The sequence below is a fragment of the Chelatococcus sp. GCM10030263 genome (genome assembly GCF_042666455.1).
In the GTDB taxonomy this organism is placed as follows: domain Bacteria; phylum Pseudomonadota; class Alphaproteobacteria; order Rhizobiales; family Beijerinckiaceae; genus Chelatococcus.
In genome coordinates this window covers 391,523-405,223 of the sequence record NZ_JBHTDB010000016.1, presented here as the reverse complement: position 1 = coordinate 405,223, position 13,701 = coordinate 391,523, and the positions used below count along the sequence as shown (strand labels likewise).

At 66.3% G+C, this 13,701-nt stretch carries 13 protein-coding genes; 10 read left to right on the top strand and 3 right to left on the bottom strand.

Features of this window, described 5'->3' with window-relative positions:
• The first annotated feature begins 10 nt into the window (after positions 1-10).
• The 5 genes from ACFQU1_RS24225 (at position 11) to ACFQU1_RS24205 (ending at position 5,259) form a co-directional block, all read left to right on the top strand.
• Positions 11-1,447 carry a pyruvate dehydrogenase complex E1 component subunit beta gene (locus ACFQU1_RS24225; protein ID WP_378137616.1) on the top strand — a complete coding sequence of 479 codons (1,437 nt, stop codon included), beginning with the start codon at positions 11-13 and terminating at the stop codon, positions 1,445-1,447.
• A gap of 5 nt (positions 1,448-1,452) precedes the next feature.
• Positions 1,453-1,692, top strand: a complete 240-nt coding sequence (locus ACFQU1_RS24220; RefSeq protein ID WP_378137614.1) for a hypothetical protein — start codon at positions 1,453-1,455, stop codon at positions 1,690-1,692.
• 7 nt (positions 1,693-1,699) lie between these two features.
• Entirely contained in the window at positions 1,700-3,148 is a 1,449-nt protein-coding gene (locus ACFQU1_RS24215) for a pyruvate dehydrogenase complex dihydrolipoamide acetyltransferase (RefSeq protein WP_378137612.1), read from the top strand.
• Positions 3,149-3,470: 322 nt separating this feature from the next.
• Positions 3,471-4,910: a dihydrolipoyl dehydrogenase gene (gene lpdA / locus ACFQU1_RS24210; protein WP_378137610.1), complete on the top strand. Its 1,440-nt coding sequence runs from the start codon at positions 3,471-3,473 to the stop codon at positions 4,908-4,910.
• Between the two features lie 91 nt (positions 4,911-5,001).
• Positions 5,002-5,259: a GlsB/YeaQ/YmgE family stress response membrane protein gene (locus ACFQU1_RS24205; protein WP_378137608.1), complete on the top strand. Its 258-nt coding sequence runs from the start codon at positions 5,002-5,004 to the stop codon at positions 5,257-5,259.
• Between the two features lie 3 nt (positions 5,260-5,262).
• Here the strand turns inward: ACFQU1_RS24205 and ACFQU1_RS24200 are convergent, their stop codons facing one another.
• The gene (locus ACFQU1_RS24200; protein ID WP_378137606.1) at positions 5,263-6,360 is read right to left on the bottom strand and encodes an acyltransferase family protein; all 1,098 of its coding nucleotides are present in this window, start codon (positions 6,358-6,360) and stop codon (positions 5,263-5,265) included.
• A 142-nt stretch (positions 6,361-6,502) separates the two neighbouring features.
• Here ACFQU1_RS24200 and lipA point away from each other — a divergent pair, with 142 nt between their 5' ends.
• Complete coding sequence (gene lipA / locus ACFQU1_RS24195) at positions 6,503-7,498, top strand: lipoyl synthase (protein ID WP_378137603.1); 996 nt, start codon at positions 6,503-6,505, stop codon at positions 7,496-7,498.
• 55 nt (positions 7,499-7,553) lie between these two features.
• Positions 7,554-8,033, top strand: a complete 480-nt coding sequence (locus ACFQU1_RS24190; protein WP_378137601.1) for a type II toxin-antitoxin system RatA family toxin — start codon at positions 7,554-7,556, stop codon at positions 8,031-8,033.
• Positions 8,034-8,043: 10 nt separating this feature from the next.
• Here ACFQU1_RS24190 and ACFQU1_RS24185 read toward each other — a convergent pair whose 3' ends face one another.
• Complete coding sequence (locus ACFQU1_RS24185) at positions 8,044-8,571, bottom strand: CinA family protein (protein WP_378137599.1); 528 nt, start codon at positions 8,569-8,571, stop codon at positions 8,044-8,046.
• 27 nt (positions 8,572-8,598) lie between these two features.
• Positions 8,599-9,792 carry a bifunctional 2-C-methyl-D-erythritol 4-phosphate cytidylyltransferase/2-C-methyl-D-erythritol 2,4-cyclodiphosphate synthase gene (locus tag ACFQU1_RS24180; protein WP_378137597.1) on the bottom strand — a complete coding sequence of 398 codons (1,194 nt, stop codon included), beginning with the start codon at positions 9,790-9,792 and terminating at the stop codon, positions 8,599-8,601.
• Positions 9,793-10,017: 225 nt separating this feature from the next.
• On the opposite strand from ACFQU1_RS24180, the gene dusB reads away from it, so the two are divergent.
• The 3 genes from dusB to ntrC are packed head-to-tail and all read left to right on the top strand — an operon-like array spanning position 10,018 to position 13,594.
• On the top strand, positions 10,018-10,983 hold the full coding sequence (gene dusB / locus ACFQU1_RS24175; protein ID WP_378138347.1) for a tRNA dihydrouridine synthase DusB: 966 nt from the start codon (positions 10,018-10,020) through the stop codon (positions 10,981-10,983).
• Positions 10,984-11,021: 38 nt separating this feature from the next.
• Positions 11,022-12,140 (top strand): nitrogen regulation protein NR(II), encoded by a 1,119-nt coding sequence (locus tag ACFQU1_RS24170; RefSeq protein WP_378137594.1) that lies wholly within the window; start codon positions 11,022-11,024, stop codon positions 12,138-12,140.
• An 8-nt stretch (positions 12,141-12,148) separates the two neighbouring features.
• A complete protein-coding gene (gene ntrC / locus ACFQU1_RS24165; protein ID WP_378137592.1) occupies positions 12,149-13,594 on the top strand; it encodes a nitrogen regulation protein NR(I) in 1,446 nt (481 codons plus the stop codon).
• Positions 13,595-13,701 lie beyond the last annotated feature (107 nt).

Here is a 13,701-nt window from a genome sequence, read left to right as displayed (position 1 = left end):
GTAGATCTCCATGCCCATCGACGTTCTGATGCCCGCTCTTTCCCCGACGATGGAAAGCGGCAAGCTCTCCAAATGGCTCAAGAAGGAAGGTGACTCGGTCAAGTCGGGCGACGTGCTCGCAGAAATCGAGACCGACAAGGCGACCATGGAGGTCGAGGCGGTCGACGAAGGCACACTCGCCAAGATCCTCGTGGCCGAGGGCAGCGAGGATGTGGCCGTCAACACGCCGATCGCCCTGATCGCCGGCGACGGCGAGGATGCCAAGTCGGTCGGCAGCCAGGCTGCCGCGGCACCGGCCGCCGCCAAGCCGGAGCCTGGCAAGGACGCCAAGGTCGCCGAATCCATGCCCCCCGCCACCGAGGGCGCCGCACCCAAGGTGCCCGCCGCACCGAAGGCGGAATCGGCCGTCTCCCAACCGCCGCAGCCCGAGGCACAGCCGGATCCCGAGGTGCCGGAGGGCACCGAATTCGTAACCATGACCGTGCGCGAGGCGTTGCGCGATGCCATGGCCGAGGAGATGCGCCGCGACGAGACCGTCCTCGTCATGGGCGAGGAGGTCGCCGAGTACCAGGGCGCCTACAAGGTCACGCAGGGCCTCCTGCAGGAGTTCAGTGCCCGGCGCGTGGTCGACACGCCCATCACGGAACACGGCTTTGCGGGTCTCGGCGTCGGGGCGGCCTTCACGGGCCTGAAGCCCATCGTCGAATTCATGACCTTCAACTTCGCCATGCAGGCGATGGACCAGATCATCAACTCGGCCGCCAAGACGCTCTATATGTCGGGCGGCCAGCTCGGCTGCCCCGTCGTCTTCCGCGGTCCGAACGGGGCGGCGGCCCGCGTCGCCGCCCAGCATAGCCAGGATTTCTCCGCCTGGTATAGCCATATCCCGGGCCTCACGGTGATCGCCCCCTATACGGCGGCCGACGCCAAGGGTCTTCTGAAGGCGGCGATCCGCAGCCCCAATCCCGTCATCTTCCTCGAGAACGAAATCCTCTACGGCCATACCTTCCCGGTGCCGAAGCTCGACGACTATGTCCTGCCGATCGGCAAGGCGCGTGTCGCGCGGCCCGGCCAGCATGTCACGATCGTCGCCTACTCGATCGGCATGACCTATGCCCTGAAAGCGGCAGAGGAACTGGCGGGGGAGGGGATCGAGGCGGAGGTCATCGACCTCAGGACGCTGCGCCCCATGGATACCGCCACCATCGTCGCTTCCGTCCAGAAGACCGGACGGCTCGTCACCGTCGAGGAAGGCTGGCAGCAGTCGGGCGTCGGCGCCGAGATCGCCGCGCGCGTCCTTTGGGAAGCCTTCGATTATCTCGATGCACCGGTCGCGCGGATATCGGGCAAGGACGTCCCCATGCCCTATGCCGCCAATCTGGAGAAGCTCGCGCTGCCTTCCGTCGCCGACATCGTCGAGGCGGCGAAGGCGGTCACCTATCGGTGAGCGTCATGAAGCGGACCGATCTGCCGACAGTGCTGGAGGAGACGCTTCGGGCGTTAGGTGGCACTGCCACTATCGTCGAAGTCGCGCGGCGCATTTGGGAGAAGCACGAGGCTGAGCTCCGAGCTTCCGGCGATTTGTTCTTTACATGGCAATATGACGTCCGCTGGGCCGCTCAGCGGCTGCGTGATGCAAAAAAGCTCACCTATAGTCGCCGAGATACCCGCCAAGTTTGGCAACTGATTTGAGGCCGCCATGCCCGCCAATATCCTGATGCCCGCCCTCTCGCCCACCATGGAAAAGGGCAATCTCGCCAAGTGGCTCAAGAAGGAAGGCGACAAGGTAGCCTCCGGCGACGTGCTCGCGGAGATCGAGACCGACAAGGCGACCATGGAGGTCGAGGCGGTCGACGAGGGCATTCTCGCCAAGATCGTCGTGCCGGAAGGCACCGCCGACGTGCCGGTCAATGACCTGATCGCCGTCATCGCGAGCGAAGGCGAAGACCCCAAGGCCGTCGCCGCAGGGGCCGGCACGGCAGCAGCCCCCGCGCCTGCCGCCGAAGCCAAACCCTCTGAAGCCAAGCCCGCAGAGGCAAAACCCGCCGAGGCAAAAGCCGCCGAGCCCGCCCCCAAAGCGCCGGAACCGGCCAGGCAGGACACGGCAACCGCTGCCAAGGAAGAGCCCGGCGCCGCGATGCGCTCCGGTATCCACGAGGCTCCGCAAGCGCCGCGCGCTAATGGCGCCGGCCGCATCTTCGCCTCGCCGCTCGCCAAGCGCCTCGCCAAGGAGGGCGGTATCGATCTGTCCGCCGTCCAGGGTTCGGGGCCCCACGGGCGCATCATCGAGCGCGACGTCAAGGCGGCGCTCGCCGGCGGCACCGCGAAGGCAGCGCCACAACCCGGCGCTCCCGCCGCCGCACCGCAGGCGGCCAAACCCGCCGCGCCCGCGCCGCTCGCGCCCGGCATGAGCGACGAGACGATCAAGAAGCTCTTCGAGCCCGGCACCTATGAGGAGGTGCCGCACGACGGCATGCGCCGGACGATCGCGCGCCGGCTCGTCGAATCCAAGCAGACGGTGCCGCATTTCTACCTGACCGTCGATTGCGAGATCGACGCGCTGTTGAAGCTGCGCAGTGAGATCAATGCGGCCGCCCCCCAGGACAAGGAGGGCAAGCCTGCCTACAAGCTCTCCGTCAACGACTTCGTCATCAAGGCCTTGGCACTCGCCCTGATGCGCGTGCCCGACGCCAATGTCGCCTGGACCGAGGGCGCGATGCTGAAATTCAAGCAGGCCGATGTCGGCGTTGCCGTCTCCATTCCCGGCGGCCTCATCACGCCGGTGGTCCGCAAGGCCGACACCAAGCCGCTGTCGGTCATCTCCAACGAGATGAAGGATTTCGCCGCCCGCGCACGGGCCCGCAAGCTGAAGCCCGAGGAATACCAGGGCGGCACCTCGGCGGTCTCGAATCTCGGCATGTTCGGCATCAAGGACTTCGCCGCGATCATCAACCCGCCGCATGCCTCGATCCTCGCCGTCGGCGTCGGCGAGAAGCGGGTCGTGGTGAAGAACGATGCTCCGGCGATCGCCACCATCATGTCCGCGACGCTCTCGACCGATCACCGCGCCGTCGACGGCGCGCTCGGCGCCGAGCTCATCGGCGCCTTCAAGCAGCTCATCGAAAACCCGATGGCGATGCTGGTGTGATTTGCCGCTCCGCGCTTCCCCTCCCCCTTGTGGGGAGGGGCTGCGAAATCGAGCGCGGCGTGATCCTCCCCTGGAGGGGGAGGTGACGCCGCGAAGCGGCGTCGGAGGGGGACAGCACTGCTGTGTGGCACCCCACCCGGCTCCGAGCGTTGCTCGGATCCACCCTCCCGTGCAACTCGGATGTTTCCGAGTTGCACTCCCATTGATGTGCAAATCGGGAGCACCCGATTTGCAACGGGGAGGGATCAGCGGCGCCGAGCATGAACCAGTGCTTCACCCTCCCCGCAAAGGGGGAGGGGCAAGGGCGGAACCGGAGACGTAAATGGCCGATCAATACGACATCATCGTCATCGGCGGCGGGCCCGGCGGTTATGTGGCCGCCATCCGCGCCGCCCAGCTCGGCTTCAAGACGGCCGTGGTGGAGCGTGAGCATCTCGGCGGCATCTGCCTGAACTGGGGCTGCATCCCGACCAAGGCGCTGCTGCGCTCGGCAGAGATCTACCATTACGCCACCCACGCCAAGGACTACGGCCTCGTGCTCGAAGGCACGATCCGGCCCGATCCGGCTGCGGTCATCAAGCGCTCGCGCGGCGTCTCCGGCCAGCTCAATAACGGCGTCGGCTTCCTAATGAAGAAGAACAAGATCGACGTCATCTGGGGCGAGGCGACGATCACCAAGCCCGGCGAGATCGCCGTGAAGGAGACGCGTGCGCCACGCGAGGGAACGGCCGCCCCGCCGAAAAACCCGAAGGGGCCGGGCACCTATCTCGCCAAGCACATCATCGTGGCGACGGGCGCGCGCCCGCGCGTGCTGCCGGGCCTCGAGCCCGACGGCAAGCTGGTCTGGACCTATTTCGAGGCCATGGTGCCGGACCGCATGCCGAAGTCGCTGCTGGTCGTCGGCTCGGGCGCTATCGGCATCGAATTCGCCTCCTTCTACCGCACCATGGGTGCGGAGGTGACCGTCGTCGAGGTGTTGCCGCAGATCCTGCCGGTCGAGGATGCGGAAATCGCGGCTCATGCCCGCAAGCGCTTCGAGAAGCAGGGCATCCGCATCATGACGGGCGCCAAGGTGACGAAGCTCGACAAGCAGGGCGACAGCGTCACTGCGACGGTCGAAGACGGCAAAGGCGGCACGGAAACGATCACCGTCGACCGGGTCATTTCCGCCGTCGGCGTGGTCGGCAATACCGAGAATCTCGGCCTGGAGAAACTCGGCGTGAAGACCGACCGCGGCATCATCGTCACGGATGGCATGGGCGTGACCTCGGTTCCCGGCATCTATGCCATCGGCGACGTCGCCGGCCCGCCGATGCTCGCCCATAAGGCTGAGCACGAGGGTGTCATCTGCGTCGAGGCGATCAAGGGTCTCCATCCGCATGCGATGGACAAGCTCATGATCCCCGGCTGCACCTATTGCCACCCTCAGGTCGCCTCGGTCGGGCTGACGGAAGCCAAGGCGAAAGAGGCGGGCTACGACATCCGCGTCGGGCGCTTCCCCTTCATCGGCAACGGCAAGGCGATCGCGCTCGGCGAGCCCGACGGCCTGGTCAAGACGATCTTCGACACAAAGACGGGCAAGCTCCTCGGCGCCCATATGGTCGGGGCGGAAGTCACCGAGCTCATCCAGGGCTTCGTCATCGCCATGAATCTGGAGACGACCGAGGAAGAGCTGATCAATTCCGTCTTCCCCCATCCGACCCTTTCGGAAATGATGCACGAGAGCGTGATGGACGCTTATGGCCGGGTGATCCACACCTGAGACGTGGCGTTTTCACGAACTTGAGCGGAACAGGTCCTAGGCTGTCGACGTTCGGGTAGGCGGCAGCATCAGTCAAACAAGGGGACGTGGCATGCAGGGTGTGGGCTTCTTCAGCGCGATCATCATCGGCATTCTGGCCGGCTGGATCGCCGAAAAGGTCATGAGCCGCAGCCATGGTCTGTTCACGAACCTGATCGTCGGCCTGATCGGCGCCTTCATTGGGCCCGCCGTCCTGCGGATCTTCAATCTGGTGCCGGTCGAGGGCGGCTTCTGGCCGAGCCTCGTCGTCTCGACCGTCGGTGCCATCATCTTCCTGTTCATACTCGGCCTGTTCCGGCGACGATCCTGACCGTCAGCCGCGCCCGTCCGCCTCTACCGCGGATTGGGACGTAACGCTTCGGCGGACCACCGTCGCCCGCCGAGCCTTGAGGCTGAGCGCCGGCTTCTCGACCAGATACCAGGAGAGGGCGGCCACGAGGAGCGTCGCGGGCAGGGCGAGCGCCAGCAGTTCCCATGGGCCGGCTGGGCGCAGCAGGAAATAGATGAACTGCTCCAGCGGAAAACCGTAGAGATAGATGCCGTAGGAGAGGTCGGGCGCCGCTTGGCGGCTGGACCGATCGCTGTCCCTGGCAAAGGGCAGGAAGGCGAGCCACAGCACGCCGTAGCATTCGGCGACGATCATGACGGGGATACCGGCGCGGGTCCCGCTGAAGAGGACCGCGAGTGCCGCAAGCGCGAGCACATAACGCGCCCGGAGCGGCAGCTCCTCGCGATAGAGCCAACCGGCGACGCCGATCGCAAAGCACAGACCGAAGCGCGCGAGCGACAGGACGGCATCGGGAAGGCTGACGAGCGTTCCAGCGAGCATCACGAGGAACCCGCCGACGACCACGGCGAGAACGGCCCGCCGCCGGGTGAGGCCGAAGACACCGCCGATGGCGAGCAGCACGTAGCAGGCGATCTCGTATTTGATCGTCCAGATCGTGATCATCACCTCGGATGCAGGCTGCTGGCCAAAGACGCCGGGAAGCGTTGCATGGCCGTCGAAGCGAGGCAGGATGTCGCCGATGAAGAGCCAGCTTCGCGGATCGCGGAAATAGGCGCCGAGACCAAGCGTCGTGGCGAGCGGTCCGATAACGAAGGCGGCCACAAGCACGGCGACGGCAAGGCCCGGGAAGAGGCGCAGCGCCCGCGCCTGCCCATAGCCGGCGAGACCGCGTCGTTCGAGGCTCTGGACGACTAGAAATCCGGAGATGGTGAAGAACAGATTGACCGCGTGCTGGCCGAGATCGAGGCCCGTCGTGGCGAGCAAGGGCTCCGCGACCGCCGGCCCGTTCACGACGAAGAAGGCGTGGCTGACGAGCACGCAGCCCGCAAGGACGTGGCGCAAGGCGAGGAAATTGTCCCGGCCTTGCCCAATCCCGTCCGATATAGAGACACGAGCGCGCATGAATCCCGCTCCAGTACTGCGCGCAATCGCGCCAGGGGACCTGCGCAGGGATCATGCCAACTGTGAGCCGCCCTTTCTTGTGGGTACCGCCCGGGCCCTATATGTAGGGGACTGAAGCGGACCAGCCTGGAGCGAGGCGCGCATGGCGGTGGTAATTGACCTTCTCAACGGCGGGGATCGGCGGGCCAAGGATGGCCGGCCACGTCCGGCCGAACCCGCACGGCATCCGGAAAAGGCGCATCGCCCCGACCAGCCGGTCCTGCGCAAGCCCGATTGGATCCGCGTGAAGGCGCCCGGCTCGCCGCAATGGGCCGAGACTCACCGCATCGTGCGCGAGAACAAGCTCGTGACCGTCTGCGAGGAGGCCGGCTGCCCGAATATCGGCGAGTGCTGGGAAAAGAAGCACGCCACCTTCATGATCATGGGCGACACCTGCACGCGCGCCTGTGCCTTCTGCAACGTCAAGACGGGTCTGCCGCAGGCGCTCGACCACGATGAGCCGGAGAGCGTCGCCAAGGCGGTCGAGAAACTCGGCCTCAGCCATGTCGTCATCACCTCCGTCGATCGCGACGACCTCGCCGACGGCGGCGCCGCGCATTTCGCCGCGGTCATCCGCGCCATCCGCGCCCGCTCACCGAAGACGACGATCGAGGTGCTGACGCCCGACTTCCTGCGGAAGAAGGGGGCTCTCGAAGTGGTGGTTGAGGCACGGCCGGACGTCTTCAACCACAATCTCGAAACGGTTCCGTCGAAATATCTCACCGTGCGGCCGGGAGCCCGCTACTTCCATTCCATCCACCTGCTGCAGCAGGTGAAGGAGCTCGATCCGACGATCTTCACGAAGTCCGGCATCATGGTCGGCCTGGGCGAGGAGCGGAACGAGGTTCTGCAGCTCATGGACGACCTGCGCTCGGCGGAGGTCGACTTCATCACCATCGGGCAATATCTGCAGCCGACGAAGAAGCACCATCCCATCCTGCGCTTCGTCACGCCGGACGAGTTCAAGGCCTATGAGACCACGGCCTATGCGAAGGGCTTCCTGATGGTCTCGTCGAGCCCGCTGACCCGCTCGTCCCACCATGCCGGCGACGATTTCGAACGTCTGAAGGCAGCGCGCGCGCTGAAACTCGGCAATTAGCGCCTGCCGAGCCTCCCGGCCGCATCTTCACTCCTGCAGCGTTTGACCGTTCCGCATGCCCACTTTCCGCGACAGCCGCTCGGTTCCCCAGCCGCCCGAGGCAATGTTCGCCCTGGTCGCGGACGTCGAGCGCTATCCGGAGTTCCTGCCGCTGTGCGAGGGCCTCAAGATCCGCAGGCGCTCGCAGAGCGGGGAGGGGGTGGAGACGCTCGTCGCCGACATGAGCGTGGGCTACAAGGCCATACAGGAAAGCTTCACCAGCCGCGTCACCCTCGATCGGCCGCGGCTGAAGATCATGGTGGAATATATCGACGGCCCGTTTCGCTATCTCGAGAACCGCTGGACCTTTCGGCCAGCCGAAGGCGGCGGCTGTACGGTCGAGTTCTTCATTTCCTATGAATTCCGGAGCTTCGCCCTGAAGCTCCTGATGGGCGCCCTGTTCGACAAGGCTTTTCAGCGCTTTTCGGATGCTTTTGTGGCGCGCGCCGCCGCCGTCTATGGCCGCGCTGGAGGCGCGCATCCCGCGCCGGCTTGAAAGTGCGGCCTCACGCCGGGGGATTTGCCTCGGCCATCTGCGTAATCAGCGCGAGCGCCTGCTCGATCGATAGACGGCGGACGACGCCGCGGCCGAGATCGCCGAAGCGGCGCTCCACATGCTCCGTTGCAAAACCGCGCCGCGCCACCGCGAAATGGACGAGGCCGACGGGCTTCGTCGCCGTGCCGCCGCCTGGCCCGGCAATGCCGGTGATCGAGACGGCGATATCGGCTTGCGAATGGGCGAGCGCGCCCTCGGCCATGGCGCGGGCCACCGGCTCGCTCACCGCCCCATGCGCCGCGAGCAGCATGCCCGACACGCCGAGCCGGGCCTCCTTGGCATCATTGGAATAGGTGACGAAGCCGCCCTCGATCACGTCCGAAGAACCGGGCAGCTCGGTGAGCACGCCGGCGACCAAGCCGCCGGTGCAGGATTCGGCGGTGACGACGCCGAGCCCCTTACCCCGGCAGAGCTCGATCACGGCCTTCGCCTGCAGCAGGAGCTCGCGATCGATGCGCGTCGGTTCGATATCAACCACGACATGGCCCTCGTGAATCCCGACTGCCTATCCGGGCAATCGAATGCTGGCGATGGCCTGGGCTGCGATGCCCTCGCGCCGGCCGGTGAAGCCGAGCCCCTCCGAGGTCGTCGCCTTCACCGAGACGGCGCCGACGACGATGCCGGCGATCTCCGCGATCCGCGCGCGCATGGCCTCGCGATGCGGACCGACTTTCGGCGCCTCGCAGACGATCGTCACGTCGAGATGATCGAGCCAGCCGCCGCGCGCCCGCAGACGCTCCACCGCATAGGCGAGGAAACGGTCCGACGACGCGCCGCGCCAGCGCGGGTCACTCGGCGGAAAATGGCTGCCGATATCGCCGTCGGCAAGGGCGCCGAGGATCGCGTCCGTCAGGGCATGGAGCGCGACATCGCCGTCGGAATGGGCGACCACGCCGCGGTCATGCGGGATGCGCAGGCCGCCGAGCCAGATGTGATCGCCCGGCCCGAAGCTGTGCACGTCGTAACCGAGGCCGGCACGCGGCACGAGGATGGTGCTGCCGGCGAGCCGGCGCTCGGCCTCGGCGAGGTCCTGCGCGGCGGTGATCTTCATATTGTCGGCCTCGCCATCGAAGACATGGACGATATGGCCCGCCCATTCGGCAAGCGCGCCATCATCCGTGAATTCGGTCAAGCCCTCGGCCGCCGCCCGGCGATGCGCGAGAAGGAGCGGCGAGAAGGCGAAGGCCTGCGGCGTCTGGACACGACGCAGGGTGGAGCGATCCGGCGTATCGCAAACCTTGCCCTGCGGGTCGACGCGCTTGACCGTATCGGTAATCCTGAGACCGGGAACCGCGGCGCCGTGGGCATACCCACTCGCGATCGCCCGCCCGATCAAGTCGACGGAGAGGAAGGGGCGAGCCGCGTCATGCACGAGCACGAGGTCCGGCGGGGAGAGCCGCCCGGCGAAAGCCTCGAGCCCCGCCTGGACGGAGGCTTGACGCGTCGCACCGCCATAGGTCGGCTCGCTGAGCCGTGCAGTCAGCGACGGCGACAGGGCGGCAGTCACCGCGCGATACTGCGCCTCGTCCTCGGGGTGGATGACGACGAGAATCTCGTCGATGCCCTCATGTCCGGCCATTGCGACGAGAGTATGGGCCAGGACGGGAGAGCCGCCCAGCATGCGGTACTGCTTGGCGACATCGCCGCCTGCCCGTGTGCCCCGGCCGGCTGCCACGATGATCGCTGCTGTCTTCGCCATTGAAACCTTCTCGCCAGAGAAGCCGCCGTGATAGGGCGTGGGCGCGTCATACACAATCCCGATCAGTTGGGTGACGCATAATGCTGCGGATGCGAAAAAATCCACACGACAAGCTAGTTTGTTTATTTTATAAGCATGGCCATGAATGATGCTGAATTAGGCAACCCCGCCGAGTCGGACGTCTGGGATCCGCGACGGATAATCGGTGGTGCCGTGCTTGCGCCCATGTCGGGCGTGACCGATGTCGTCTTCCGACGGATCGCCCGCCGTTTCGGCGCTTCGCTCGTCGTCTCTGAAATGGTGGCCAGCGACGAACTGGTCAGCCGATCTGCCGAAGCCCTGTTGCGCGCCGAGGGGGTGGGCGTCTCGCCGCATGTGGTGCAGCTCGCCGGCTGCGACGCGCGCTGGATGGGGGAGGCCGCGCGCATCGCCGAGGCTTCCGGCGCCGCCATGATCGACATCAATATGGGCTGTCCAGCCAAGCGCGTCATAGGCGGCTGGTCGGGCTCGGCGCTCATGCGCGATCTCGATAACGCCACGTCGCTCATTGCGGCGGTTGTCGGGGCGGTCGCCATTCCCGTCTCGGTCAAGATGCGGCTCGGCTGGGACGAGACCTCCATGAACGCACCCGAGCTCGCCCGCCGGGCCGAAGACTCGGGTGTCGCCCTCGTCACGGTGCACGGCCGCACGCGACAGCAGTTCTACAAGGGCGAGGCCAACTGGCCGGCCATTCGCCGCGTGCGTGAAGCGACGTCGCTGCCGCTCGTCGTCAATGGCGACATCCTTGATGGCAAGACGGCTGAGGCTGCTTTGGCCGCGTCCGGGGCCGATGCGGTGATGGTGGGCCGCGCCGCCGTCGGTCGCCCCTGGCTGGTGGGCCAGATCGCCGCGGAACGCACGACGGGCGAAGCGGCACCCGAGCCTTCAGCGAAGGCGAAAACAATAGCCGCTATCGAACATTACGAAGGCTTGCTCGCGCTTTACGGCATCCGCACGGGCTTGCGCCATGCGCGCAAGCATCTCGCCGCCTATTGCGCCGATGCCGCCCGCTGCGGCAGCGCGACGGCGCAGGCCTGCAGGACGGAGCTCGTCACCAGCGAGGAGCCGGCCCGCGTGCTGGCGCTGTTGGAGCAGCTTTACGAGGCATCGGCCGGCGCCGCTGACGCAGCCGGCCTCATGAGGGCGGCCTGACGGTGAGACCAAAAAGGCAGGGCATGGCGACGAGCGATATGTCTGGACCGGCCCCATCGCCGACCTTCGGGGAAGGCCTCATTCTCAATGCCTTGCCGCTGCCGGTGGTGGTGATCGGCGAGGGCGACGTCATCCTGCACGCCAACAGCGCCGCCGAAGCCTTTTTCGAGGTGAGCCTTCCCGTTCTGCGCCGGCAGACCCTGGCCGATCTCCTCCCCTTCGGCTCGCCGGTCCTGACGCTGACCGAGGAGGTCAGGCGCAGCCGCGCGAGCGTCAGCGAATATCGCATCGACATCGGGACGCCGCGCACGGGCCAGGACCGGATCGTCGACATCTTTGCCGTTCCCTTGGGCGACGAGGACCACTCGCTCGTCCTGATGCTGCAGGAACGGACAATTGCCGAAAAAATGGACAGACAGCTGACCCATCGCGGTGCAGCGCGCTCGATCACCGCGCTCGGGGCGATGCTCGCTCACGAGATCAAGAACCCGCTCTCCGGCATCCGTGGCGCAGCACAGTTGCTGGAAGGCGCGGCCAGCGACGAGGACCGCCTGTTGACGCGGCTCATCTGCGACGAGACCGACCGGATCGTGAAGATCGTCGAGCGCATGGAGCTGTTCGGCGACGAGCGCCCCGTCGAGCGCGGGCCGGTCAATATCCACGGCGTTCTCGACCATGTGAAACGCTTGGCCCAGTCGGGCTTTGCGCGCCACATCCGTTTCGTTGAAGCCTATGACCCGTCGCTGCCGCCGCTCTATGGCAACCGCGACCAGCTGGTGCAGGTCTTTCTCAATCTCATCAAGAACGCCGCCGAAGCGATCGGCGACGACGCGCTCGATGGTGAGATCGTGTTGTCGACAGCCTTTCGGCCGGGCATGCGGCTCAGCCTGCGCGGGTCGACCGCGCGGGTGAGCCTGCCGCTCGAAATTTGCGTACGCGACAACGGCCCGGGTGTCCCGTCGGACATCCTGCCCAATCTGTTTGATCCCTTCGTGACCACCAAGGCTTCGGGCAGTGGCCTTGGTCTTGCTTTGGTGGCGAAGATCATCGGTGACCACGGCGGGGTCATCGAATGCGACACGGGTGTTCACCGGACGACCTTCCGCGCGCTCATGCCGATGTATCTGGCGCGCGACGGCCGTGGCTCGGAGGCTTGAGGGACGATATGGCGAGAGGCAGCATTCTGGTCGCGGACGACGACACCGCCATCCGCACGGTGCTGAACCAGGCGCTGGCCCGGGCCGGCTACGATGTCCGGTCCACTGGGCACGCGGCAACGCTGTGGCGATGGGTGGCGCAAGGGGAGGGCGATCTCGTCATCACCGATGTGGTGATGCCGGACGAGAATGCCTTCGATCTCCTGCCGCGCATCAAGAAGCTCAGGCCGGAACTGCCGATCATCGTCATGAGCGCGCAGAACACCTTCATGACCGCGATCCGCGCCTCGGAGCGCGGCGCCTATGAATATCTGCCGAAGCCCTTCGACCTGAAGGAACTCGTCGGCATCGTCGCCCGCGCCCTCTCGCGGCCGCGCGGACCGGCGATCTCGGCCGTGAACGGCGAGGCGGAAGAAATCCCCCTCGTCGGCCGTTCGCCGGCCATGCAGGAGATCTACCGGGCGCTCGCACGCCTGATGCCGACGGATCTCACGATCATGATCACCGGCGAGTCGGGCACCGGCAAGGAACTGGTGGCGCGCGCCCTGCACGATTACGGCAAGCGCCGTGCCGGCCCCTTCGTCGCCATCAATATGGCGGCGATCCCGCGCGATCTCATCGAATCCGAGCTCTTCGGTCACGAGAAGGGGGCCTTCACCGGCGCGACGGCGCGCAGCGCCGGCCGCTTCGAACAGGCGGAAGGCGGAACCCTTTTCCTCGACGAGATCGGCGACATGCCCATGGAGGCCCAGACGCGGCTTCTGCGGGTTCTGCAGCAGGGCGAATATACGACGGTCGGCGGACGCACGCCCATCAAGACCAATGTGCGGATCATCGCCGCGACCAACAAAGACCTGCGCATCTCCATCCAGCAGGGCATTTTCCGCGAGGACCTGTTCTTCCGCCTCAATGTGGTGCCCTTGCGCCTGCCGCCTCTGCGCGAGCGCGCCGAGGACATCCCGGATCTCGTCCGGCACTTTTTCACGCTGGTCGCCCGCGAGGGATTGTCGCACAAGCAGGTCGATCTCGACGCCATGGAGCGGCTAAAGCGCTACCGCTGGCCGGGCAATGTGCGCGAACTGGAAAACCTGGTCCGGCGTTTGGCGGCACTCTACCCGCAGGACACGATCACCGGCCCGATCATCGACGCCGAACTCGAGCCGTCACCCGGCACCACGACGAGCGTCGAGGGCATGCGCGAGGACGAGCCGCTGACGACAGCGGTCGAGCGCCACCTCTCCCGCTACTTCGGCGGTTTCAAGGACGCCTTGCCCCCGCCGGGGCTCTATCACCGCATCCTTCGCGAGATCGAGGGACCGCTGATCGGCATGGCACTCGCCGCCACCCGCGGCAACCAGATCCGCGCAGCCGAGCTGCTCGGCCTCAATCGCAATACCCTGCGCAAGAAGATCCGCGACCTCGATCTTGCGGTTGTCCGGTCTCCGGCACGCTGACGGGGCTGTTGCTTTATCGACACCCCCGTCTCCCGGCGTGGGGCGCCGCCTGAGGGCTGCACACTCGGTGCTGCCTTGTGATTGTCGCAATTCGACAACACTGTTGT

What these genes read in the sequence shown, in the direction of transcription:
- ACFQU1_RS24170 (WP_378137594.1), top strand. Translation starts at nt 11,022, where the DNA reads ATGTCTGGACCGGCCCCATCGCCGACCTTCGGGGAAGGCCTCATTCTC.
- lpdA (WP_378137610.1), top strand. Translation starts at nt 3,471, where the DNA reads ATGGCCGATCAATACGACATCATCGTCATCGGCGGCGGGCCCGGCGGT.
- ACFQU1_RS24205 (WP_378137608.1), top strand. Translation starts at nt 5,002, where the DNA reads ATGCAGGGTGTGGGCTTCTTCAGCGCGATCATCATCGGCATTCTGGCC.
- ACFQU1_RS24215 (WP_378137612.1), top strand. Translation starts at nt 1,700, where the DNA reads ATGCCCGCCAATATCCTGATGCCCGCCCTCTCGCCCACCATGGAAAAG.
- ACFQU1_RS24225 (WP_378137616.1), top strand. Translation starts at nt 11, where the DNA reads ATGCCCATCGACGTTCTGATGCCCGCTCTTTCCCCGACGATGGAAAGC.
- ntrC (WP_378137592.1), top strand. Translation starts at nt 12,149, where the DNA reads ATGGCGAGAGGCAGCATTCTGGTCGCGGACGACGACACCGCCATCCGC.
- lipA (WP_378137603.1), top strand. Translation starts at nt 6,503, where the DNA reads ATGGCGGTGGTAATTGACCTTCTCAACGGCGGGGATCGGCGGGCCAAG.
- ACFQU1_RS24190 (WP_378137601.1), top strand. Translation starts at nt 7,554, where the DNA reads ATGCCCACTTTCCGCGACAGCCGCTCGGTTCCCCAGCCGCCCGAGGCA.
- dusB (WP_378138347.1), top strand. Translation starts at nt 10,018, where the DNA reads ATGTCGGGCGTGACCGATGTCGTCTTCCGACGGATCGCCCGCCGTTTC.
- ACFQU1_RS24200 (WP_378137606.1), bottom strand. Translation starts at nt 6,360, where the DNA reads ATGCGCGCTCGTGTCTCTATATCGGACGGGATTGGGCAAGGCCGGGAC.
- ACFQU1_RS24180 (WP_378137597.1), bottom strand. Translation starts at nt 9,792, where the DNA reads ATGGCGAAGACAGCAGCGATCATCGTGGCAGCCGGCCGGGGCACACGG.
- ACFQU1_RS24220 (WP_378137614.1), top strand. Translation starts at nt 1,453, where the DNA reads ATGAAGCGGACCGATCTGCCGACAGTGCTGGAGGAGACGCTTCGGGCG.